The 24,763-nt window shown below is 33.4% G+C and carries 24 protein-coding genes and 1 pseudogene; all 25 read right to left on the bottom strand.

All coding sequences use genetic code 11. The features are described 5' to 3' along the window. Positions 1 to 170: 170 nt before the first annotated feature. The 25 genes and pseudogenes from DW1_RS14005 to DW1_RS14110 all read right to left on the bottom strand — a co-directional run bounded on the left by DW1_RS14005 (position 171) and on the right by DW1_RS14110 (position 24,696). Positions 171 to 1,097: a tRNA modification radical SAM protein MnmL/YtqA gene (locus tag DW1_RS14005; RefSeq protein ID WP_074351480.1), complete on the bottom strand. Its 927-nt coding sequence runs from the start codon at positions 1,095 to 1,097 to the stop codon at positions 171 to 173. A gap of 54 nt (positions 1,098 to 1,151) precedes the next feature. After that, positions 1,152 to 2,060: a PfkB family carbohydrate kinase gene (locus tag DW1_RS14010; protein WP_083605692.1), complete on the bottom strand. Its 909-nt coding sequence runs from the start codon at positions 2,058 to 2,060 to the stop codon at positions 1,152 to 1,154. A 101-nt stretch (positions 2,061 to 2,161) separates the two neighbouring features. Further along, positions 2,162 to 3,541, bottom strand: coding sequence for a PTS ascorbate transporter subunit IIC (locus tag DW1_RS14015; RefSeq protein WP_074351482.1), 1,380 nt, complete (start codon positions 3,539 to 3,541; stop codon positions 2,162 to 2,164). Positions 3,542 to 3,591: 50 nt separating this feature from the next. After that, positions 3,592 to 3,873, bottom strand: coding sequence for a PTS sugar transporter subunit IIB (locus tag DW1_RS14020; protein ID WP_242942511.1), 282 nt, complete (start codon positions 3,871 to 3,873; stop codon positions 3,592 to 3,594). Positions 3,874 to 3,905: 32 nt separating this feature from the next. Continuing rightward, positions 3,906 to 6,023: a BglG family transcription antiterminator gene (locus tag DW1_RS14025; protein ID WP_083605693.1), complete on the bottom strand. Its 2,118-nt coding sequence runs from the start codon at positions 6,021 to 6,023 to the stop codon at positions 3,906 to 3,908. A gap of 407 nt (positions 6,024 to 6,430) precedes the next feature. Beyond that, complete coding sequence (locus DW1_RS15615) at positions 6,431 to 6,601, bottom strand: hypothetical protein (RefSeq protein WP_159433598.1); 171 nt, start codon at positions 6,599 to 6,601, stop codon at positions 6,431 to 6,433. Positions 6,602 to 6,618: 17 nt separating this feature from the next. Continuing rightward, positions 6,619 to 6,978, bottom strand: a complete 360-nt coding sequence (locus DW1_RS14030) for a hypothetical protein (RefSeq protein WP_074351488.1) — start codon at positions 6,976 to 6,978, stop codon at positions 6,619 to 6,621. Between the two features lie 41 nt (positions 6,979 to 7,019). After that, complete coding sequence (locus DW1_RS14035) at positions 7,020 to 7,418, bottom strand: hypothetical protein (RefSeq protein WP_074351489.1); 399 nt, start codon at positions 7,416 to 7,418, stop codon at positions 7,020 to 7,022. A gap of 310 nt (positions 7,419 to 7,728) precedes the next feature. Further along, complete coding sequence (locus DW1_RS14040) at positions 7,729 to 8,043, bottom strand: RNHCP domain-containing protein (RefSeq protein ID WP_074351491.1); 315 nt, start codon at positions 8,041 to 8,043, stop codon at positions 7,729 to 7,731. Between the two features lie 408 nt (positions 8,044 to 8,451). Further along, on the bottom strand, positions 8,452 to 8,592 hold the full coding sequence (locus DW1_RS15620) for a hypothetical protein (RefSeq protein ID WP_159433599.1): 141 nt from the start codon (positions 8,590 to 8,592) through the stop codon (positions 8,452 to 8,454). A gap of 984 nt (positions 8,593 to 9,576) precedes the next feature. Continuing rightward, positions 9,577 to 9,945, bottom strand: a complete 369-nt coding sequence (locus DW1_RS14045) for a DUF1667 domain-containing protein (RefSeq protein WP_074351493.1) — start codon at positions 9,943 to 9,945, stop codon at positions 9,577 to 9,579. Positions 9,946 to 9,949: 4 nt separating this feature from the next. After that, on the bottom strand, positions 9,950 to 11,209 hold the full coding sequence (locus DW1_RS14050; protein ID WP_074351494.1) for an NAD(P)/FAD-dependent oxidoreductase: 1,260 nt from the start codon (positions 11,207 to 11,209) through the stop codon (positions 9,950 to 9,952). A 12-nt stretch (positions 11,210 to 11,221) separates the two neighbouring features. Beyond that, on the bottom strand, positions 11,222 to 12,664 hold the full coding sequence (locus DW1_RS14055) for an NAD(P)/FAD-dependent oxidoreductase (protein ID WP_074351496.1): 1,443 nt from the start codon (positions 12,662 to 12,664) through the stop codon (positions 11,222 to 11,224). A gap of 229 nt (positions 12,665 to 12,893) precedes the next feature. Further along, positions 12,894 to 14,393, bottom strand: a complete 1,500-nt coding sequence (gene glpK / locus DW1_RS14060) for a glycerol kinase GlpK (protein WP_074351498.1) — start codon at positions 14,391 to 14,393, stop codon at positions 12,894 to 12,896. 56 nt (positions 14,394 to 14,449) lie between these two features. Continuing rightward, positions 14,450 to 14,782 (bottom strand): Lin0368 family putative glycerol transporter subunit, encoded by a 333-nt coding sequence (locus tag DW1_RS14065; RefSeq protein WP_074351500.1) that lies wholly within the window; start codon positions 14,780 to 14,782, stop codon positions 14,450 to 14,452. Positions 14,783 to 14,843: 61 nt separating this feature from the next. Continuing rightward, complete coding sequence (locus tag DW1_RS14070) at positions 14,844 to 15,191, bottom strand: Lin0368 family putative glycerol transporter subunit (protein ID WP_074351502.1); 348 nt, start codon at positions 15,189 to 15,191, stop codon at positions 14,844 to 14,846. Between the two features lie 59 nt (positions 15,192 to 15,250). After that, on the bottom strand, positions 15,251 to 15,817 hold the full coding sequence (locus tag DW1_RS14075; RefSeq protein ID WP_074351504.1) for a glycerol-3-phosphate responsive antiterminator: 567 nt from the start codon (positions 15,815 to 15,817) through the stop codon (positions 15,251 to 15,253). 47 nt (positions 15,818 to 15,864) lie between these two features. Then, positions 15,865 to 16,263 carry a dihydroxyacetone kinase phosphoryl donor subunit DhaM gene (dhaM, locus tag DW1_RS14080; RefSeq protein ID WP_074351506.1) on the bottom strand — a complete coding sequence of 133 codons (399 nt, stop codon included), beginning with the start codon at positions 16,261 to 16,263 and terminating at the stop codon, positions 15,865 to 15,867. Positions 16,264 to 16,273: 10 nt separating this feature from the next. Beyond that, the gene (locus DW1_RS14085) at positions 16,274 to 16,795 is read right to left on the bottom strand and encodes a type 1 glutamine amidotransferase domain-containing protein (protein WP_074351508.1); all 522 of its coding nucleotides are present in this window, start codon (positions 16,793 to 16,795) and stop codon (positions 16,274 to 16,276) included. Further along, entirely contained in the window at positions 16,795 to 17,430 is a 636-nt protein-coding gene (gene dhaL / locus DW1_RS14090; protein ID WP_200800536.1) for a dihydroxyacetone kinase subunit DhaL, read from the bottom strand. The genes DW1_RS14085 and dhaL overlap by 1 nt, the downstream gene beginning before the upstream one ends. A 111-nt stretch (positions 17,431 to 17,541) precedes the next feature. Further along, on the bottom strand, positions 17,542 to 18,540 hold the full coding sequence (gene dhaK / locus DW1_RS14095) for a dihydroxyacetone kinase subunit DhaK (RefSeq protein WP_074351510.1): 999 nt from the start codon (positions 18,538 to 18,540) through the stop codon (positions 17,542 to 17,544). Positions 18,541 to 19,182: 642 nt separating this feature from the next. Then, the gene (locus tag DW1_RS14100) at positions 19,183 to 21,057 is read right to left on the bottom strand and encodes an endonuclease MutS2 (RefSeq protein WP_083605694.1); all 1,875 of its coding nucleotides are present in this window, start codon (positions 21,055 to 21,057) and stop codon (positions 19,183 to 19,185) included. A gap of 628 nt (positions 21,058 to 21,685) precedes the next feature. Then, positions 21,686 to 21,838 (bottom strand): annotated as a pseudogene (locus DW1_RS15845) (DUF1905 domain-containing protein); the annotation flags it as partial. A gap of 463 nt (positions 21,839 to 22,301) precedes the next feature. After that, positions 22,302 to 23,057, bottom strand: a complete 756-nt coding sequence (locus DW1_RS14105) for a tetratricopeptide repeat protein (RefSeq protein ID WP_074351511.1) — start codon at positions 23,055 to 23,057, stop codon at positions 22,302 to 22,304. 145 nt (positions 23,058 to 23,202) lie between these two features. After that, entirely contained in the window at positions 23,203 to 24,696 is a 1,494-nt protein-coding gene (locus DW1_RS14110; protein WP_242942512.1) for an amidase family protein, read from the bottom strand. Between the last annotated feature and the right edge of the window lie 67 nt (positions 24,697 to 24,763).

The raw sequence follows: 24,763 nt of genomic DNA on the forward strand, positions 1-24,763 counted from the left end.
TTTTGTTGTTATTTGTAAAAAAACAGCATGCTTAGAAACATGCTGTTTTACATAAAAAATAACATTAAATTAACCTGTTTTGATTAAGTTTAATTAGGTATATCCACATATAATTTCCTAGGCAATATGGAACAATAGAATTATGAACTTAATCTAATTCCATTAATAGCCTAACCATTCTGATACTTTATTCCCTGATAGCTATTTCTTCTTTTTAGCTCCATATCAATCCCTGACAGCACCCTAAGCTTATCTAGACTCCATAATGGCTCAACTAATAAAGCTCTTTTGCCGTCACCTGTAAGCCTATGGATAACCATATCCTGTGGTAAATATTCAATACTATCCACTATTAAAGATATATACTCTTCCATAGATAGTATATGAAAAGGCGATTTTTTGTAATACTCATGAAGGTCTGTGCCTTTTTGAATGTATAATAAATGAAACTTAACTCCCCAAGTCTCTGTTGCAGCTACATACTTTACTGAATCTAATATATCTTCTCTTGATTCATTAGGCAGCCCAAATATTAAATGAGTCACTACCTTTATATTTCTTTTCTTTAACTGTTTAATAGCTTCCTCATAGCAATCTAATGGGTATCCTCTTCTTATAAATCTAGCAGTCTTTTCATGAATAGTTTGTAGGCCAAGTTCAACCCAAAAAAAAGTCTTTTCATTGATTTCTTCAAGTAAATCTAATATTTCTACAGAGAAACAATCTGGTCTTGTGGCTATGGCAAGGCCTACTACTCCTTCTTGGGATATAGCTGTATAATACTTTTCCTTTAAATCTTCATAGGTAGAATAGGTATTAGTAAAGTTTTGAAAATAGGCAATATATCTTCCGCTATCCCACTTTTTAGACAAGAGCTGTTTCTGACTCTCAACCTGTTTATTTATATCTAAGCATCTAGAAGCTGCAAACTCTCCCGAGCCTTCTTCTCCACAAAATATACATCCCCTAGTTCCTAAAGTCCCATCTCTATTAGGACAGGTAAACCCTCCATCTAGAGATAGTTTTATTGCCTTAGAATCAAATATTCTTTTCATTTCATAGTTAAAGGAAAGATATCTTTTATCTCCCCACATCATATTATCACTGCCTTTACTTGTCTTATGTATATTATAATACTATATAATACTATTTTAGCTTAAATGAATTAATTTAGCATTCACTTCTTCAAGCTCAGGTATTGATGTCCTTCCGCCAAACTTTGTAACCGATAACGCCGAAGTCATAGAAGAAAACCTTAGATTATATTCTAAATCAAATTCTTTTAAAACACCATAGGCAAAGGCACCATGAAAAATATCTCCTGCTCCTGTTGTATCTATGGCCTTAACTCCAAAGGCTGGCATATTTATCATTCTATTATCTTTCTCATAAATAAGCCCTCTTTCTCCTAAAGTAACTACTATGTTATTTCTATTTAATTTCTTTAGTTTGTTAAAGCATATCTCCATGTCTGCTTTAGTTTCTAAAGATTTCATTTTACAGTAATCTAATGCAAATCTTTCTGAGCAAACCAAATAATCAACTATAGCAGCAAGCTCTTCAGTTGATTTTTTCAAAGAACCTGCGTCTATTATTGTTTTAGAATGCGGAAACATCTCAATAGCTTCTAAGGAAGTCTTTAGTTCATGTCCATCTACGAGAATTACCTTAGGATTCATTTTTCTCAACTCGTCAGCATCTACAGCAATATCTTCATGAGGCTCCTTTCTGTTTATTATGGTTCTACTTCCATTGCTAGTGTTTACAATAATTGTTGAAAGAGGTGTTGGATAATTATCCTTAACACAAACTAAAGACACATCTACTCCTACATCCTTAAATTCTTTGATTATATTGTTTCCATATACGTCATCGCCTAATAATCCAATGTATCCTGTATTAACTCCCCATTTAGATAATAGATACGCTGCATTACCAGCAGGTCCTCCTCCACATTCTATAATCTTTGACACTGAATATTTCATGTTCTCCATTGGATATTCATTAAGAGGAACAGTTATATCATATGCAGAGTGCCCAATACATAATACATCTATCATTTGTTTCCCTCCTAGTCAGAATCATTTAATTTATTATGCAAAAAACATAATCAAATGCCACATAGACATTTGATTATGCAGAAATCTATTTATAATTCATCCTATTTGTCTCTAGAAGCTTCAGGATTGTTATTTAGAGCAGGAGATTTTGTTTTAAAAAAGCTTGGTATGATTAGAGCTAATACAAAAACTGCTGCTAGTACATATATGCCCATTTTTCCAAAAGCATCTGCAGCTTTCCCGAATATAATTCCTAATACTCCAAAATCAAAGTCCCCAAATGTTGTATTTTGAAAACCTAAGTTTCCTAGTACAGGTAAAAGTAAAGCAGGAAGGAACGTTATGGCTAATCCGTTGACAAAAGCTCCTATCATTGCACCTCTTTTACCACCTGTTGCATTCCCATATATTCCTGCTGTAGCTCCACAGAAGAAATGAGGAATCAATCCTGGGATGATTAATACTCCTCCTACTACACCTAAAATAACCATTCCAATAACTCCACCTATAAAGCTAAAAAGAAATCCTATGATAACTGCTGTTGGTGCATAAGTAAAGAATACTGCACAGTCAACTGCTGGCACTGCATTTGGAATAATTTTTTGGGTTATTCCTTGGAATGCAGGAATTAAATCTCCTAGAATCATTCTTACTCCGCTATAAACAATAGTTACTCCTACAGCAAATTTTAACGCAGTCATTAGTGAAAAAACTATAAAGTTTGTACCACCTGATATTCCTGAAACAAACTCAGACCCCGCAGCAATTGCAGCTACAAGATAAAATACCATCATAGTTATTGCAGTAGAAATAGTTGTATCTCTTAAAAAACCAAATTTTTCGGGAATATTTATTTTTTCAGTACTATCTTCAGGCTTTCCTACCAATTTCCCAATCCAACCTGATAGATAGTAGCCAAGGCTTCCAAAGTGACCCATAGCTATGTCATCGCCATCAGTAACCTTAAGTGTGTATTTTTGTCCTATTGCTGGTGATATTGCACTCCAAGCTCCTAAGATAAATCCGCCAACACCTATTAGTAATGCTCCATCTAATCCTCCAGTACTTAATACAGCAGATAATAAACAAGCCATAAAGAAAGTATGATGTCCACTCAAGAAAATGTACTTATATTTTGTAAATCTAGCAATTATTAAATTGAAAATCAATCCAAATAATAAAATGAACATAGTTTCTACACCTAGGACATTTTGAGCTATTGCCACTATTGCCTCATTGTTTGGTACTACCCCTGTAATATTAAATCCATGCTCAATCATTTGCCCTAAAGGTTCAAGATTAGCTACAATAAAATCTGCACCTGCTCCCAGCATTAGATATCCCAAAATAGGTTTCAATGTACCTGTCATAATTTTGTTAAAGGGTCTTCTAAGTGCCAATAATCCAATTAATGAAATGAGTCCCATAAGTAACGCAGGCTGTGTCAAGATATCATTAGATATAACCTTTAAAATATCCATTCCCTTACCCCCTTATAATATTAATTCAGGACAATTAATACTTACACTGACTACTTCATACCTGCTTTTTCTAATAATATTTCTAGTATATCTTCTTGTATTTTTTTCTTGTTAACATAGCTTCGTACTACAATAACGTCTCTATCATCAAATTGTTCAGCTAGTTCTTTGACAGTAATTAGAAAATCACAAGTCTTCCCTTGTGCCGAGTTAAAATCTGTAGATTCTACCACAGCTTTAATTCCATTCTCTTCACAAATCTCTTCTACTTTTGTTTTTAACATTATGCTACTACCAATACCATTTCCACATACAGTATAAATCTTTAGCACAAAAATCCTCCTCCTTTCTCCTTTGATTATGTTTATTTGCTGCATTCTTCAATAACTTTTATCACCTCACCTTTGCTTTTAGCATCTATTATTCTACTAATGTACTCTTCATTTTCTAAAAGAACCATCAGTTCAGATAGTGCTCTTAAATGAGTTTTAGAGTCTATTGAACAAAATGATATCACAAGTTTTACAGGATCATGATCAGCATTCCCAAATTCAATAGGCTTCTGCAAAGTAATTAAACTCATTGCCACTTTTAAAGCTCCGTCTTCAGGTCTAGCATGGGGCATCGCAATTCCTTCAGCTATTACTATATAAGGGCCTATCTCCTTTACGCTGTTAATCATTGCATCTATATATCGGTTTTCTATCGCTTCATGTTTTATTAATAGCTCTCCACCTTTTCTCACGACTTCTTCCCAAGTATTTGCTTCTACATTTAGGTCAATTGTATCCTCTGTAATTAAATCCATTAACATAGGTCCCTCATCTCCATCTAGTTCTTTTATTACACCAATATTTAAAATGTTATACAAATCCTTTTCAAGTTTTTGGTAATTTTTTATTTCACAGCTTTGCTCTATTACTTTTATTAGTCCTCTTATCTCAATTTTACTTTTTTTCGATTTTAGGAACATTTTATTCAGTAATTGAAAATTCTCATCTGTAAGTATTGGACTTACATTGATACTTTTTATATTTATATCTTTATTTATTGGAACTGTAGATATTATTACATCAACATCATCAGTTACATATCTATCAAGCTGTCTATATGATATTTTGCCTACTATATCTACGTCAAACATAGACTGAATCTGAACAGAAATCAGCTCTGATGTACTGACTCCAGCATTGCATACTATCAATACTTTGGGCTTAGAAAATGTAGCAGCCTTTTCTCTCTCAATAGCAGCTCCAAAATGTATTGTAAGAAAACCTATTTCTTCATCATTTAGCTTTGCACTTGCATAGTTTTCAATAGGCTCGATACTTTCTTTTACAATTTCAAATAAGTATTTATAATTATCTTGTATATTTTTAAGCATTGGATTTTCAAGCCTTATGCCATACTTTAATCTATAAATCATTGGATCTATATGCTTTAAGAGACTGGTAAAAAGTTTCTTATCATGAATAATATCTACAGCTATTTTTTTATTGACTTCTTGAATAATCTTCTTTACGATTAGCTGTAAATAAATCCATTCTCCCTGTGTATCTTTGTCTATTTCTGAAAGGTTTCCACCTAAGAAATGGGTTGCAATATATGCAATCTCATCCTCACACATCTTTATACTGAAATAGTCCTCAATTATTTCTACAAAATTTCTAACTACATTAAATTCTTTAGTACCTCTTAGCTTTTCTTTTTCCTGCTCTGTTAAAGTTATTCTATTTCCTCTTTTTAATCTGTTTATTGTAATACACATATTTGCCACTATATTGGCATAAGCAACATCTGAATACCCTATACCTAATTCACTTTCCATAATATTTGCACAATTTTCCACAAATGGAATGTCAATTCTTTGCTTAAGTCTTGATACTAGCCTTCTATACCTAAAATTTTCTCGTTTAAGTCTTGATTTATCTTTCCCTACATCTTGAGCTCTATATACATATTCAAGCCACATTTCTGATAATATATTTCTAATGTTCTTCTCTTTTCCTTCTAACTTCAATCCCTGACCAAAAACAGGATTTAATGAAATATCATGCTTCTCTAATATCTGCCTAACAGCTTTTAAATCTTTGTTTATTGTACTTCTGCTTACCATTAATTTGTCGCTAAGACTTTCAATAGTGACATAATTGTCAGCTTCTACAAATTCTAATATTATTAGTTTAATTCTTTCATCTGGGGATAGAACATAGTTATATTCGTTTATGCTTTCTAGTAACTCCGCTACCCTTTTTCTTTCAGTCTCAGTTCCACTAAAATGTACTCCTACTCTGGGCTTCCTATCTAGCTTAGAAAGCTTATGAAATATTAAAAAATCATCTATTAAATCTAAATCATACCTGATAGTCCTATTACTGACCATCATTATCTTCTGTAAGTCAGATATTGTATGAGGAGTTTGACTGTTTATCAAATATGTAAGTATCTGTGCAGCTCTTTTGTAAAGTATAATAGCTTTCACTTCCCTTACAATTTATTAATATTTCTTAGTATAAATATATCATTTATGAATTTACTATAGAAGTTTATTATTTGTTGTTTCAAAATGTGGCAAAAGTAGCTTTACCTTAGATAATTTACTTAAATCAATAAACAACTAAAGCACCTACAATATTGTAGGTACTAAATTAAAAATCATTGGTTATGTAAAAAAATACCCTAATAGGGTATCAGGCTTCTCGAAATTCAAAATACAAATTTGCTTATTTCCTTCAGGGGTACAGTCTTGGTTCTCTCCAGTTAAATCATTTCAATAGTTACTAAAAGTTTTCTTTTCTATCTGAGGTTAGTACTTAAATCTTTATTTTGTGTTCATACCTATATATTAACATCAAGGCTCAATAATCAGAATATAAAAACCACTTCAAGTTAAAGCAGTTCACCGTTTTCATTATAGAATGAATCGCAGAATCTCATGACACCACAAACCTTACCTACATTATTTTTGTTTAAGAAAAGAATCTTTAGGTATTCATTTTCAGGATTATTTTCTGATAAAATAATATTATATTGTAATGCAGGCTCAAATCCAAACTGCAAATAGTAATATCCCCCTGTTAATGCAATGTGGAACTAGGCTTTTCAGAATGTATTCCATCTTCAGATATACATATTTTTCTGTTCCCAAACATATCTCCTTTACTTCCTTCCTTAAGGAGCCACTTAATCCTTAATCTAAATAACCAATAAAAAAATGGATTAAAGATTAATACTACGATTATTGCTAATATTAAAGAAATAATAAATTCAATAATACTGTATCTATGAAATACAATTTTTGATGAAATCAATATTAAAAGCCCCAATAATAACCTTGTTATCACCAACATTCTAGTTGATGACTTAGATGTGTTGAAAAAATGCAAATTAAAACTAATATAGTCTTGCTCGGTAAGTTCATATTCAAAGTTATACATACTTTCCACCTCTATAAATAATAATAAAATTTCTCTAAGCTTTACTTTTTCTTAAATGCTTCACTTTTAAAAAAATCCTTTAAAAATGATGTCCCTACAAATAATAGAACAAATAATATGGAAAATTCATTTCTTTTTAATACAGCCTCGATATTTCCCTTATCATACCTTTTAAAACTGAGATAACCTAAAACTGCAAAAGCAACTACTTGTATAATATCTATTAATGCTAAATATATATTTGTAGTAAATTGCTTTCTCTTTATATCAACATGGGTTTCATATATCATAAGGATAAGTACTAGTGCTCCAACTATAATAGCAATTAAATCTCTTATCTCATTTGAAAAAGCTAAGCTAATAAACCTTGGTAAAGATAATAATATTATAAATAAAATAGTAAAGAGAATTTTAATAATATTTTTATTGGTGTAACTCATATTTCTCTTCCTTTCAATAAAAGATGTCAGCTAATAATTTTTCTCCTTATATCGTATTGAATTTCATTATCCTTTATAGCTTTCTTTAAAGACAATACTTCTTCATTTTTTGCTAAGAGCAATAATAGAATTACGGTACTATAAATTACAAATAATAATAATAATAAAATACGTTTTTTCCCATACCCATCTCCCTTATTACTTCTTAAAACTCTGCAACAATGTTATGCAACGGTGCTAACTCATCTCCAATAGTTTAATCTAATAAGATCAATTTTTACTTGTACATATAATGTCAACTAATATAATTTTAGCAGTTCATTAGTTTTATTATTTCTTCTATACTATCTGCCTGAGAATCATATTCTGCTATTATATTAACTTTTCGTGAACCACATTTTACACATTGATGTACTATCTGAATCCCTTTTTTGGATGAATTCTTAATGCCTATTGGCTTCATTAAAGCCATACACATGCTTTGTCTATCTCCAGGCTTATTATCTACATGTTTAGAATATAAACAAAATGGACAATGATTTCTGTAACTACCGTTTTTTAATGGCAAGACAACTTGTCCGCAATTTTCACAAATAAACCCTTTGTTTTCTTGTTCTCTACTCAAAATAGCTTCCCCTCTCTTGATTTATTTGCTAAATCAAGAAATGGGTTCCGTTTTATTCTTTAATTTAGGCTTGAATGAACAAGTGACAAATTCACCGCCATTCCTTTAGGGTTAGCGATTACTTCCAGTTCCAGCTTCATTAAGGCATTTTTCATCCTTAAATCCGAACCATGATTAACTTTGTCTTACTTTGTATTAATCACTGTAAGGCGGGTGGGGCCCACCTTCCACTGGTATGTGTAGTTTCATTCTCACTAACATTGGCGTTCGTCCCCAATTAGCTTTGAGTAAAGAATAATACTTTGTTGCTCAAGTTTTCACTTCCTTCTTTCTGTCACAAGATATCAAAAAATTGACCCCATAAACACTCTTAGAAATGAGTTAGTACTGTTGCATAACGCTCCGTATTTACACAGGCTCTGTACTATTATCTTTTCGTATTTCATTCATACTTTCGTAAGGAGCATGTATATTTTCTATTTCTACCCCAGATTTTCTAGCTAGGCCAGGTAATAATTCTTTTTCTCCATTTATATCTCTTAAACTCATCTCCCCACCAAAGCATGACACAATCAAATCCAGCTTCTCTTATTAAGCTAAATCTCTTTTTGCTTTCTATTGCATATCCAAACCTATAATCTAGCCCCGTTTTCATAGTCTCCCTCTATTTTTTCTTTTTTCATTCCGCCATAGGATGCGGTGGTCAATTTTTATGGGATTTTATATAACATCATTCTTTGTGATTTTGAGATTTTTTTACTTTTCTGGGTTGCAACTTCTTTTAAAATTTACCATCTTTATGGTATAATGTCAAGTATATGATATTATATATAAATATGGAAAGATGGTGAAAAATGTCTAAAAAAATTATATTTTCATTAGTCATTATTGTAGTGAATATATCAGTGCTTTACATTTCAAAAAACATTAACGCTTTTTCTATATCTGCAGCATTAACGTCAATTATTACAGCTATAATAATTGCTCGTTTTCCTAAACTAATTGATTATAATAAAAAAAATAATCATTTTATTACTTTTATAAGTCTCATTATTATCAGCTGTTTGTTGTTAATGAGCACGTTCTTATTTTAAGCATCTATTCATTTAATTGAATACTTTAAGATAAGTATAGGAGAGAGCATAGACTAAAAAATTCATTCTAAAGAAAGTATTAAGTTTGTCATTAATTAGCAGATAATAATTCACCATATTTGAAAGTAGTTAGTAATATTGTTTATTGAAGTGTTGAGTAAAGGGTATAAATTAGGACTATTGTACCAAATTTATATAAGACTTTTACTAACTCTACATAAAATAACTTTTCCCTTCCATATTTTTGTTTTTCATATAAAACATAGAAGTGATTAATATATGTAACAAAACAACCAAGTATCTCTACTTGGCTGCAGTTATAAAATAAATACTATTTTACTTTCTGGATGTATTATCTTATTAGTCTTATCTATTTGTATGGTTTGAATCTTTCCACACTTTATTTAACTACCATCTGTATTTATTTCCCCAAGTTCCTCTAATCCGAAAATCGCTCCATACTTCTAGAAGCCACTAAGTCTACTCCTATACCTAATATATCTTTAACTATTACCTGCCCTACTTTTACAGGTGCTTCTACTTCAAGGGAATTTATGAGTTCCATACATTTAAAGTTCATATCCTTTGGTATAGCTCCATTAGTCTTTACAGGAAGTCTATTTAGATGGGCATTGTTTATTTTAACAGTTGAGGTAATCACTCTAGTAGGATTTGTCATCTCTAGTATTCCATAACGCTCTCCTCTTTTGCATTGGTTTCCTGTGACTACATAGCCATCATGGCTTGTAGGGTCTTTGGTTATGGTTAGTCGGCATCCAATTGGACAAACTATGCAAATAGTTTCCATACTATTATTTCCCTCCTTCTAATTCTACAACTAAAGTCTCTGTAGCAGTATCTTTTAGGAGGCTAATATCTATGTTTACTCTCTCCATTTCTCCTGGAGTGAGGGTTCTCTTCTTAATTTTTCTAATTACTTTTTCACCTAGCTTCACATTCATGATTACATTAGAATATACATCATCTGACCTCATGAAAAGAGTTATAGCATTATCTAAGTTTTCTAGTCTTATTATCTGCGGTACTATATATCTGATTCCTCTCCCTGCTTTGGTGTGAATAAGTCTCTCTGATTTACTAAAGCCTTCTAATACATATTTGGCTGCATTTTTCCCTGCTCTACGTCCTTCTTCACTTACATAATCAACTAAATCATGAACATGAACTACATTGCCACAGGCAAATATCCCTTCTACTGTGGTTTCCATAGATTCATTTACTATGGGCCCTCCTGTTATGTTGTCAAGCTTTAGGTTTGCACTCTTTGAAAGCTCATTTTCAGGTATTAGCCCTACTGACAAAAGTAATGTGTCACATTCATAATATTTCTCCGTGCCTGGAATAGGTCTTCTATTTTCATCTACCTCTGATAATTGTATTCCTTCGATTCTATCTTTTCCATCTATTCTTGTTATAGTATGACTCAAGAATAAAGGTATGTTATAATCATGAAGACATTGAACAATGTTTCTAGTTAGTCCTCCTGAATAAGGCATAAGCTCTGCTACTCCTATAACCTCTGCCCCTTCTAATGTAAGCCTTCTTGCCATTATAAGTCCAATATCTCCTGAACCTAGTATGAATATTTTCTCGCCAACCATATAACCTTCCATATTTATATACCTTTGAGCTGTTCCTGCAGTAAATATACCTGCAGGTCTTGTACCTGGAATATTTATAGCTCCCCTAGTTCGTTCTCTACAGCCCATTGAAAGTATTATTGATTTTGCCTTTATATTAATTAGCCCGTCCTTTGAGTTTATTGCACTAATAATCTTATCTTCAGAAATATTAAGTACCATGGTATCTAGCTTATATTCTATTTCAAGTTCTTCTACTTGGTCTATAAACCTTTCAGCATATTCAGGACCTGTAAGCTCTTCTTTAAATTCATGAAGTCCAAATCCATTATGAATACACTGCTGAAGTATACCTCCAAGTTCTCTATCTCTTTCTATTATGAGAATATTATCTACTCCGCTCTTTTTAGCCTCTACTGCTGCTGCTAAGCCTGCTGGACCTCCTCCTATAACTACAATATCGTAGTTCACACCATCACCCCCTTACCTATTGCCTTTATTTGTCTTGCCTATCAATATATATGAATCTTCACTATCCTTCACAATTTCATCCATATCCTTACTAAGCTCTCTAGCTAATATCTCAACTACCCTAGGTCCACAGAAGCCTCCCTGGCATCTTCCTGTTCCCGGTCTTGCTCTTCTTTTAACTCCATCTACTGTAGTTGCACCTACATTTCTGTTGATAATATCTACTATTTCTCCTTCTGTAACGCTTTCGCATCTACATATTATCCTTCCAAATCTAGGGTCTTTTTTAATTAATTCAGCTTTTTCCTCATCACTTAGTTTGTTAAATCTAATAACTCTTCTTCTCCTTGGATTGAAGTTTTCTTTTTCCTTGAGTCCCCCTGCTATATCTTTCATTATGTCAACTACATACTCAGCTATAGCCGGTGAAGCGGATAGTCCAGGTGACTTAATACCAGCTACATTTATGAATCCCTTTGCGTCTTTGACTTCTCCAATTATAAAATCTCCAGTACTTGCCTCTGCTCTTAGACCTGAATATGTGGTTATAACCTTATTTACTGGAACAGTAGGAGCTGACCTTCTAGCTACTTCCTTTATGTATTCTAGGTTTTCTGTAGCAGTTGAAGTGTCATCCTTATCTTGAATATCCTCTACATCAGGTCCTACTAATAGATTGCCATGGATTGTTGGAGTTATGAGTATACCCTTTCCTACACTTGAAGGACATTGAAATACTACTGTATTTACAAAATCTCCTTCGCTTCTATCTAGTACAAAGTATTGTCCCTTTCTAGGTTTTATCACAAAAGATTCTTTAGATACCATGTTATTTATTTTATCTGCATATACGCCTGCACAGTTTATTACATATTTAGAGTTTATCTCGCCTTTATTTGTAATTATCTTATAGCCTAAATCAGTTTTTTCAATATCCTGCACTTCATTATTTAATAGGATCTCTACTCCGTTATCTACTGCGTTTTCAGCTAATGCTATGGTTAATTCCCATGGACTAAGAATTCCACAGGTAGGTGCATATAAGGCTCCTTTTATTGTGTCGTTTAGATTAGGCTCCATTTCTCTTACCTTGTTTCCGTCAATTATTTCTAGGCCCTTAATATTATTTTCTATTCCCCGCTTATATAGATCTTTTATAGTTTCCATATCATCATCGTCAAACCCTACAACAAATGAACCTATTCTTTCGAACTCAACATCTAGCTCTTCGCATATCTTATCAAACATGGGATTTCCCAGTGAATTGAATTTTGCCATATTAGTCCCAGGCTTGGCATCATATCCAGCATGTATTATTGCACTATTAGCTTTAGATGCTCCATTAGATACATCATTTTCCTTATCAAGCAATGCTATTTTAAGCTCATATCTAGAAAGCTCTCGTGCAATAAAAGCTCCAATTATGCCAGCACCTATTATTGTGACATCATACATCTTTTTCACCCCTTTTGCTTTAATAATAAAAAAATCCATATAGAAATCTCAAGAAGAGATCCTTCGCTACGCTCAGGATGACATCTGTTTTACTAATTCACAGTAGAAAAAAAGCCGCTCAAATCTACCCCTATTCATCATAGGCATAGACTGTACGGCTCTCTTGCTCTAGTCTTAATTATTATTATCTTTTATTGAATAGTCTCAAAAAAGAACTGATGGTCTAGACCTATGCTTCTTCCCACTTAAGTGCTCTGCCTACTGCCTTCTTCCATCCTTCATATAGTTCAGCCTTCTTGTCTTCGTTCATTTCAGGATTGAACTCTCTATCTACATTCCACTTCTTAGCTATTTCTTCTTTGCTTTCCCAGAACTCAACTGCTAGACCCGCTAAGTATGCAGCTCCAAGAGCTGTTGTTTCTATAACCTCTGGTCTATGAACAGGAACACCAAGAATATCTGATTGGAATTGCATCAAGAAGTTGTTAGCTACTGCTCCACCATCTACCTTAAGAGCTTGAAGATCTATACCAGAATCTTCTTGCATTGCTTCTAGAACATCTCTGGTTTGATAGCAAATAGACTCTAATGCTGCTCTTATGATATGGTTTCTGTTTGCTCCTCTAGTTAGGCCCACAATAGTTCCTCTTGCATACATATCCCAGTATGGAGCTCCTAATCCAACAAATGCTGGAACTAGATAAACTCCATTATTATCTTCTACCTTTGTTGCAAAGTATTCACTATCCTTTGCACTATCTATTAGTTTCAATTCGTCTCTTAGCCATTGAACTACTGCACCAGCTATGAATATACTTCCCTCTAGTGCGTATTCAACTTTTCCATCTACTCCCCATGCTATTGTAGTAAGAAGACCGTTCTTAGATGGAACCATTTCTTCTCCTGTATTCATTAGCATGAAGCATCCAGTACCATAAGTATTCTTAGCCATACCAGGCTCGAAGCAAGCCTGACCGAATAATGCAGCCTGTTGGTCTCCAGCTATACCAGCTATTGGTATCATAGCTCCACCAAAGGTTGCCTCATCTGTATAGCCATAGATTTCACTTGATGGTCTTACATCAGGAAGCATTGATTTAGGAATATTTAATTCCTCAAGGATTTTCTCATCCCATTTAAGGTCTTTAATGTTATAAAGCATAGTCCTAGAAGCATTTGAGTAGTCAGTTACATGAACCTTTCCTCTTGTAAGATTCCAGATTAGCCAAGTATCAATGTTTCCAAATAACAAATCACCATCTTCAGCTTTCTCTCTAGCACCTTCTACATTGTCTAGTATCCATTTTACCTTAGTTCCAGAGAAATATGCATCTATAACAAGTCCTGTATTTTCTCTAACATAATCTTCAAGTCCTCTTGCTTTTAAATCATCACATATGGAAGCAGTTCTTCTACATTGCCATACTATTGCATTGTATACTGGTTTTCCAGTATTCTTATCCCATACAACTGTAGTTTCTCTTTGATTTGTAATACCTATAGCAGCAACTTCATCAGGTCTAATTCCTGCAGTTTCTAGAACCTCTCTAGCAACTCCGCTTTGAGTTCCCCATATTTCCATTGCATCATGCTCTACCCAACCTGCTTTTGGGTATATTTGTGTAAATTCTTTTTGAGCAACATTTACTATTTTTCCATCATGGTCAAATAATACTGCTCTCGAGCTTGTAGTACCCTGGTCAAAGGCCAATATATATTTCTTTTCCATAACGTACCCTCCTTATTTCAGTTTAGTTCTTATATGTCAAATATTCAAGTGTGTTTTTATAGGAAACAAGATAGGATAAATCCTCCTAAAGTGCCTCCTATTAATGCTACTATATAATTAACAGCGCCCTTTCCAAATTTGTCTCCACTAGCTACTGAAGCTGTAAATAATCCTATTCCTGCAGCCCAAGCCATGTCTATCCATGCACCTGTTTGATAAATCATACCCACACCATGATTTAATGTCCAAGCAAGACCAACTATAAATCCAGCTGCCATCCATCCGCCAATATTTCCCCAGTTTTCGCACATTTTGCCCCATAACAATCTAATTAGAAATGGGAATATAAAACCTCCTGCAAATGTAGCTATTGCTAACTTAACTGTCATCCTTAGCCCCCCTTTTCATTATAATTTCATTTTGAAATTCAAGTAGTTAAATCTTAGCCCATTATTTTGAAGCTAAATACTTTTCAAGCTTAGCAGCTGTAAAGCCACCTACTATACCGCCCAAAAGAACTATTACTAAAGTTGGTAGTGCGTCTACAAATACCTGTCCCCCGTTCATGAATACATCTCTCATTGTACCTGCCATTCCGATGCCAACTGCCATATCTACAAATGCTCCATCGTTATTAATTAGTCCTAGTGAATGGTTCATAAACCACATAGTGCCTATTATAAGTAGTCCAGCAAACCATCCCCCTGCAATTCCATAAGCACCGGCAAATGCTCCCCATACGCTCATGACAAACATACCTGCTATGGCAGTTCCTAGAATTGTACCTAAATGTTTCATAGTTACACCCCCTTATTTTTTTATATATACAACTAGGTCAATACCTAGGTTGTACCTCCTCACATATACCAAATCTCTTCCTTACTAGTAGATACACCAATTGCACCAGACCTTAGGTTTTGGATTACATCATCTTTTTTACTTATTAATCCACCTGTAATCACAGGAATCTTAGTTTCACTGTGTATTGCCTTAGTTACTCTTGGCATAATTCCCGGTAGTATTTCAATAGCATCTGGTCTAGTGCTTCTTATGGACTTTATTCCAGTATCTAAGGATAGAGAATCTAATACAAATAGTCTTTGTATTGCAAAAATATTCATTTCCTTTGCAGCCTTTACAATATTTCCTCTTGTGGTAATTATTCCATCTGGACCAATGTTCTCATTAATAAACCGTAGGGCTATGATATCCTTTGAAAAGCCTTCCATTAAGTCTATATGAACATAAATAAGCTTGTGATTTTCCTTTACTCTATCTACAATGCTTTTTATGTTAAATATGTCTCCAGCTAATAAAAAGATTATTTTACAAGGTGAGTTAATAGCAGCCTCTGCTTTATTCAGATCATTTATAGCTGCAACTATTGGATTATTAATGATATTTTTAAAGAATCCATCCCACATTTAACACACCCCTCATCCATATGATTATTAATAGATGCTGGAGGTAGTCAGTTCCCAATCTTATTCATATATTTTGCTTCCATTCCGGCTCTTAATATATCCTCCAAATCATTTGAAATACATGCCTGTATAGCTACTGCCAAGCTACCCTCTACTATTGGAGCATCGAGTATAACTACCTTTCCCTTTATTTCCTCTGGCAGCATCTCTATTGCCATTTCAGAGCTCATTATGGAGCTTCCCATATCTGCCAATATGGCTACCCCATCACCACTGTTGGCCTCTTCTATAGCCTCCATAATTAGAGTTGCATCTGTTCCTAATCTTCCATCTCTAGTGCCCCCAGCAGATATTATCTTAATGTCATCTCTTGCTACTTCCTTACATAACTCTACTATTCCAGTAGATATTTTGTTACTATGGGATACTACAACTATTCCAATCATCTAAATCCTCCTACTGCTGAAGAAAATCGATAATTGCCTTCATAAAACTTGGTAAATCCTTAGGAGTCCTAGATGTTATCATATTTCTATCTACAATCACTTCATCATCTATATAAGTAGCACCAGCATTTTCAATGTCGTCAATTATTGCATTTACACAGGTCATTTTATAGCCCTTAACTACCTTAGCTGATATGAAAACCCAACCTCCATGGCAGATTGTAGCTAATAACTTTCCTTCATCTGCAAACTCCTTAACTAAATCAAGTATGCCTTGACATCTTCTCAATTTATCTGGTGCCCAACCTCCCGGAACAATTATTCCATCATAATCCTTTGATAAAATAGCATCATAATCTAAATCTACCTGTACTGTAGTTCCGTATTTTCCTGTGTATTTCTTTTGGCTTCCGCTGCCTACTATATCAACATGGTATCCTTCCTCCCTTAACCTTATAGCTGGATACCAGAGCTCCAAGTCTTCATAGCCTTCTTCTGCTAATACCACTATCTTTTTCTTTCTACCTGTCATCATCTTGCCTCCTTCAAAGTATCTGCTATTGTTTTTATGATAATATAGCTAGATGTAGCCCCAGGATCCTGATGTCCAATACTCCTCTCTCCTAGATAGCTAGCTCTACCTTTTCTTGCTAGAATTGTTTTTGTATACTCTGCTCCTTCCTTTGCAGCATTTTCGGCTTTTTCAAAGGCAATAATAATTTCTTCTCCATTCTCTATAGATTCCTTGAGCACTTCATAGGCTGGGATTAATGCATCAAGCATTGTTTTATCTCCCTTGTCAGCCTTGCCCCTAGACTTTATTCCCTGAATAGCTTCATACAGCATTTGAATTGTATCCTGTCTATCTATATAAACCTTCCCACTAACTACTGATGATGCCTTTAAAAAGGCTGTACCATATAGGGGGCCTGATGCCCCTCCTACAGTAGATATTAAAGTCATGGCTACTGTTTTTAGGATGGTTCCACAGTCCTTACCCTCCATTCCATCTAGCTTACTTAATACTGCTGAAAAGCCCTTGCTCATGTTTATTCCATGGTCAGAATCTCCTATTGCAGTATCTAAGTCTGTCAAGTACTCCTTGTTTTCTTTTATTGCTCCTCCTATGTTTTTAATCAATGTCAGGAGCATATCTGATGTAATCATAATTATTTCCCCCCGAGAACAATAGTTTGGACAGCAGTTAAACAATAGTCTAGAAGAAGTTTAGCAGTAGTTAATCAATCGTTACACTACCGTTAATCAGCTTTTAGAAACCTATAATTGTCTAAATGCTGGTGTATCTGCACTTGCATCTAGTAATTCCTTTATTTCGTCATCTAGCTTAAGTACACTTATTGATGCTCCTGCCATTTCTATAGATGTCATGAAGTTGCCTACAAGAGCTTTATATACCTTTATTCCATTTTCGTTTAGTTTCTTATGAACTTCTCTGTTAACTATATAAAGCTCCATTAATGGCGTGCCACCTAAGCCATTTATCATAACAGCTACTTCCTCATCTTCATTGATTTCAATATCTCCTAGTATCTTCTCTAGCAGATGATCTGCTATTTCATCTGCTGTTTGTATCTTTTCCTTATGAGTTCCCGGCTCCCCATGTATACCTAAGCCAACTTCCATTTCATCCTCGCCTATTTCAAAGCTTGGTTTGCCTACTGCTGGAACTATACATGGAGTTAAGGACATACCCATAGACCTAACATTCTTGATTACTTTTTCAGCTACTCTTTTAACTTCACTAAGCTCTAGACCCTTTTCAGCTGCTGCACCAGCTATTTTATGAACAAATACAGTTCCTGCAATTCCTCTTCTTCCTGTGGTATAGGTACTATTTTCAACTGCTACGTCATCATTTACTACAACACTTTCAACAGTTATTCCCTCAGCTGTAGCCATTTCTGCTGCCATTTCAAAGTTCATAATATCTCCTGTGTAATTTTTAATAACTAGTAGTACTCCTGCACCACCATCTACAGCTTTAATCGCTTCATAAACCTGATCCGGTGTAGGTGATGTAAATACTTCACCAGCTACTGCTCCGTCTAGCATACCCATTCCAACATATCCTCCATGGGATGGCTCATGTCCGCTTCCTCCACCACTTACTAAGCCTACCTTACCTTCTATTGGAGAATCTTTTCTGACTAACACATTAAAGCCTTCTAGTCTTTTCACATACTCTGGATGAGCTGCTACTATACCTTGAAGCATTTCTTCTACAACGTTCTCTCTGCTGTTAATAATCTTTTTCATCATTCCACTTCCTTTCAAATAATTAAACCTACATAAAAACTCTTTTCTTTAATTCGGCGTTCCTTTGACCTAGTAAATATTTCAAACTAGGCCTTTAAGCTTGTATTACATGTATATTTTTCCGAGTTTAGTTTATGACAAAGCCATATAACATTTTATCTACACATTTTTGTACAAAAAACCGCACGTATCTAGCCTTATGTCCCCATAAGTTAGATAGTGCGGTTCTCCAATTCTCCACATATTATTTAATTGTTATACACTATGTCCATATATTAATACTATAGATATGCTTATTTATTTATATATATGCAATAATTTTATATTTTTATTAAATTATATAAGCATTTATATTAATAGATTTTCTTTGTAATAGCTTAACATATTCTTTCACTAATATTTTCTCTAGTTTGATACAGTCATATGCACTGCCTTTTTTCATAATAGGTTTTCCCTTAAAAACTCAATTGCCTAGACTGCCTCCTAAAAAATTTTTCAACCCCTATTTAAATAATTAATTAAATTGTATTATAATTTTGTAAAGAGCAGCAAGAAACTTTCTTACTGCTTCTTAATCTCAATTTCTATCCCCTTTTCATGTTTTCTATTCATAATATTTTTCTTTTTTCTGTCTTCTTTACTTTAAAACACAGTATCAGAATCATAATCCTCTGGGTATAGCTTATCTTTAGCAATATGAAGAGAAAGGTGTTTTTTGCTTATCTTTAGCTTCTTTTTCATAACTAATACACCATATTCTCCCTTTGCATTTTCAGTCTCATAGATTATTCCTGCTCTATTCATAAAGCTAATGAATACACTATCTCCTACATTAAACTTAGACCCCTTTCTTTGCTTTTCAAGTCCCTTATTTAGTCGTTTGGCCTCCTCAAATTTTTGTAGTTTTTGTTCATTAGCAATAGATTCATTGTTATCTTCCCAATTTTCTTTTCTCTCCTCACTTTTATATTCTAAATACTCCTTCTTTTCTTTATAAGTGACTTCATGAGCTCTTTCAATTAAATTTTTACTCATACCTAACCTTAATGCTATCAGAAAAGCATTACTCTCTCCTGCTTTACCAATACTAAGCTTGTATAAGGGCTTAAGGGTATTGATATCAAACTCCATACAACCATTTACAAATCCCTCATGATTTAAGGCAAAATCTTTGATTTCACTATAGTGGGTAGTTGCTAAAATTGTTGCACCTTTTTTGTAAAGCTCCTCTAGAACTGCAACGGCTATTCCCATACCCTCTCCTGGATCTGTTCCTGCTCCTACTTCATCCATAATAACTAGAGTATATTTATTTGCCATATCTAAAATACTGATTATATTTTTTATGTGAGATGAAAATGTACTTAGACTTTGCTCTATACTTTGACCATCTCCAATATCTACTAGCACATCTGCAAATACAGCAAATTCACTTCCATTCTCTACTGGTACATGGATACCTGATTGAGCCATCATAGTTAACAAGCCTACAGTCTTAAGTGCCACAGTTTTGCCACCAGTATTTGGACCAGTAATAACTACTCCTTTGTACTCTTTTCCAACTGTAAAATCTAATGGTACTGCTGATGTTCCTATAAGAGGATGTCTTCCTTTCTTAATATTTATATAATTATCAGTATTGAATTTTACAGTTGTTCCACCAATACTCTTACTATACTTGCCTTTGGCAAAAATGAAGTCATAATGACACATAACTTCAATATTTCTATTGAACTCTCTTTCTCTATTTTCTATCATTACAGTAAGAGTAGATAATATCCTATATACTTCTTTTTCTTCTTCAATTAAACATACATTAAGCTCGTCCTGGTATCTCTTAACTTCTGCTGGTTCTATAAAGGCTGTAGAGCCACTTCCAGACATGTCATGAATACTTCCTTCTATACTTTTCTTATATTCATTCTTTACTGGAATTACATACCTTCCATTCCGTGTACTGATTAGTCCATCTTGAAGATAACTTCTATATTTTTCATTTCTAAGTATGCTCTCAAGCTTACTCCTTATCCTTTCTTCAAGAATTACGATTTTCTTGCGTATTTTTGATAATTCAGAGCTAGCTCTATCATCTACCCTTCCATGGACGATACAACGTTCAATCTCTTCCCTTAAGTAGTCTAGCCCAAAAGTAGATAGTGCATATGAGCTAATAGTAGGAGCTACGTGTTCCTTATCTGACATAAATCTTTTGAGCTTTGTCACTTCTCTTAATAAACCTGCTACATTATCTAAATCCTCAGGGTTAAGTACTATGCCCTTTTTAATCTTTTGCTTTACATTATTGATTCCAATTAAGCTATGAATCGGAACACTTGAACTAATATCTACTATAGCCCTTGCTTCAGTAGTTTCATTCATATTTTTTTCTATTAAACTGATGTCTATATATGGTTCTAGCTTATCAATCTCTTCCTTTGCCAAATCTGATAATGCAAAACCTTTTAATGTTTCTTTTATTTTGTTATATTCCAATAATTCAATAGTTTTTTTATTCATCCTTAACCTCCAAATATTTTTATAATTTTACATCATAACTTTAACCACACTTAACATCCACTCACCTCCCACTTTAGTGACAAAAAACAAAAGGCTGTAAATGAACACATGTTCACTTACAGCCTCTGCAATCTTTTATTCATAAATCCTGATACCTAAATAATTATGAAATAAAGCTATGTGATGCAATTAAATAGCTCTACTCATAAAGTGAAAATCATATCCTTATGGCTCTAGCCTTAAAATCACCTACCTAGCGCATAGATACAAGACTTTCACAAGGTAAAAAGCTTTATATAAGACAAAAAATCTGTGCAGTAGCACAGATAGATTATCCAAATTAAAATAAAGATACTGTTTTCTGTGTTCTTATCTAAGCTTAAGTCTTGAAAGTAATATCTAATTCAATCGCACAACAAACAGACCTATTAAATATAGGTACTTAGATATTTCAAGACTCAAATATTAAATTACTTAGTTAAGAACAACCTCTATCATAAAACATTCTCCCTTGTCGTAAATCAATATATATTGTATCATTTGTAATATGAAACTTCAAGTATTAATATTATTTTTTATCTATACACTACCATATGATAATCCTTATTGTTAAAGTATATACTTTTATTTATTTTTTCACTATTCTTTCTGTAATTGTAACTTTAATAGTATCACCTGGTTGCTTTCCAATCTTCGCTCGAATATCTTTTCTAATTCATATAATATGACACGGTGTCTTCATCCTTACTGAACTGCCAGCATAAGGCTCACCATCACATGTTATATATAATGCAAGGGGCCCCAGTTTTTATTTCTTATTAAAGCTTATCATGTGGGCCATCTTTTAATATGGTGAATTATTAGTATACTTACAAGCACATAGATATGCTGTCTCATTTTTTTATGGAGTAAAAGCTAGTGGTTCTTTCTATTCTAAATTATATTTTGTTATTCTACGTAAATTTATTTTCTGCAGTTGCCATACTTTTGCTATGGTAAAGTATCACTCTTTATTAAAAAACATTGTATCTGTCCTTTTGTCCTTCCTCAAGAAAATACCTACTCTAACTATCACCAAAGGGCCTTATTTGCTAAAGCTAAAGCAACTTTTAAATACTCCTTACAGGCATCATATCTTTTTAAGTATAATAAAACATTTGAAATTTCAAAATAAATTTCAGTTAGGTAGAAAGAGTCTTCATTGATATAAGGTAGCTTGTCCATGACCTTATCAAGATATTTTATTACACTTTTCTTATCATTTTTTTCATATAAGTCAAGATTATATTAATATATGTAGCACAGATTTCATCAAGGTGGTTTTCTTCATCTAAAATTTCTATTACTTTGCTATAAGACTGTAATGCATTACTATAATCACCAAGCCTATAAAAACAAACACCTTCTAACATAAAAATACTTTTTAAGTTTTTATAATTACTTTTATCAAAAAAGACCTTTGCTTTATTTAAAGCTCTAAGACATTCATCAATATTATTTAATTTTTTAAGGGCTAAAGCAATATTATAATAAAATGCTCCTTTAGCTATATCAGGCATATCATTTTGGCTTAATAGCATATATTCACATAAGTTAATAGCCTCTTTACATTTACCTGTAACTATGCAATTACTTACTAATTTCAAAGCAATCCTATATCGCTTTTTCATATTTGGTAAATCATAAGAAGCTTCTAATGCTTTAAAATAGTAGTAGTATTCCTTGCTTAAGTTATTAGACTCATAAAAGATATTGCCTAATATTTCATATATTTTTACTTTTTTATCAGCTAAATCCCACTCATTTAAAAAAGCTTCGATTTCATTAAGCTCGTCCAATTCAATGTCAAATTTTTTATTAGCTAAGTCATTTTCTAGTCTTTCAATATATGTATCAGCCTTTTTTCTTGCCTCGTATCTTTTAGGGTTGAGTAGGTCTTCTGGCTTAATGAAAATATTTAGGTTTCTTTCACTCATGATTTTGTTAATATTTCTAGCCATTATATTAGCTGCAGTATCATATAATGTAGTCTTAACGAAGTCTTCTTATGTAAAAACATTAAAGCAGGAATTTTTAACAAAAAAACCTACTAAAATCTTCTCTTAGTAGGTTTAAATGAATACTATGTTTAGTTAATATATAAAATTATCCTTCTAAACAAGGTACACTAACAGGGGCCTTCCTAAAATGTGTAGCCTGTTCAAATCCATATGCTATTTCAATCAATCTTCCTTCATCCCATTCTCTGCATAGTATTTCTAGTCCTACTGGTACTCCAATAGGTGCTGTATCTGTTGGCTTTGTGAAGCCTGCCGGTACTACACAGGATGGGAAGCCTGTTACTGAGCCTATTACTCCATTTCTCTCTGCTTGTGGCTGTCCAACTTTGACTACTGGTCTTTTTTGATGTGGATATACTATTGCATCTAAGTTATGTTCTGCCATGATTCTCATGACTTGGTCTCTAAGCTGAGCTCTCTTAATAAGTCTTTCGTTATATTCTGGAGTACCTATATCTAAAGTTTCTGCAAACTTAATATTCTCTTCTATTCCTTCATGGTATTTACCTGATGCAATAACATCTGCTAGGGAATTTACCTCTGCACGTGAGCCTAAATCCTGTAAGTATACATTTAAATGAGCTTTTAAATCATAAAGATGAACACTTACCTCTTTAACAAGCTTATCTGTATCTATGTTTTCTTCAATAGGTACTAATGTAGCTCCATTTTTCTTCATTTCTTCTAGGCTGTTGTTGATTACTTCATTTACCTCTTGATGTATGTCCTTAGTACCAAAGGCGCTTTTTAATACTCCTATTCTCTTTCCTTTTAATCCGTCCTTGTTTAAAAAAGCTGTATATGTTTCAGGAATATGTCCTATGGACCAAGCTGTCTGTGGATCAGCAGGATCGTATCCAGCTATTACATCTAATACTCTAGCAGCATCTTCTACTGTACGCATAATTGGTCCAGCAGTATCTTGAGTCATTGAATAAGGCACTATACCATCCCTGCTTACTAATCCAACAGTTGGTCTAAGTCCAACTAAGCTACAAGCTGAAGAAGGAGAACGCACTGAGTTAATGGTATCAGTTCCTATTCCTATGATTCCGAAGTTAGCAGCTATACCTGCTCCTGTTCCACCGCTTGAACCTCCAGGTGTTCTAGTTAAATCGTATGGATTTATAGTTTGACCTAATATAGAACTAACTGTTTCGCCCCACACTGCAAATTCGTGGAGGTTCGCTTTGGCAATTATAACTGCACCTGCTTCCTTTAGCTTTTTAGTAATGAAAGCGTCATCCTCTGGAACTACACCTTCTAAGCTTAAAGAACCTGCTGTAGTCGGCATATCACCTGTATCTACGTTGTCCTTTAATAATACTGGTATTCCGTGTAGCGTTCCTGTAAAGCCTGATTCTTTGAACTTTTTATCTAGTTCATCTGCTATTTCTAAAGCCTTTGGGTTTATCATAATTACCGAGTTAAGAGAAGGTCCCTTTTTGTCATATGCTTCTATTCTCTTTATATACATCTCTACTAGTTGACGGCAAGTTAGTTCTCCTCTTTTCATTGCCTCGTGGACTGATGATATTGTCGCTTCTTCTAATGTAAATCCTACGTTTTCTATACTCACTAGTATCACCTACCAAAGTTTATTTTTAATATACATTTTCAAAAAACGTTTACATTAACCCTTATAT

It is taken from the genome of Proteiniborus sp. DW1, from assembly GCF_900095305.1.
In the GTDB taxonomy this organism is placed as follows: domain Bacteria; phylum Bacillota; class Clostridia; order Tissierellales; family Proteiniboraceae; genus Proteiniborus.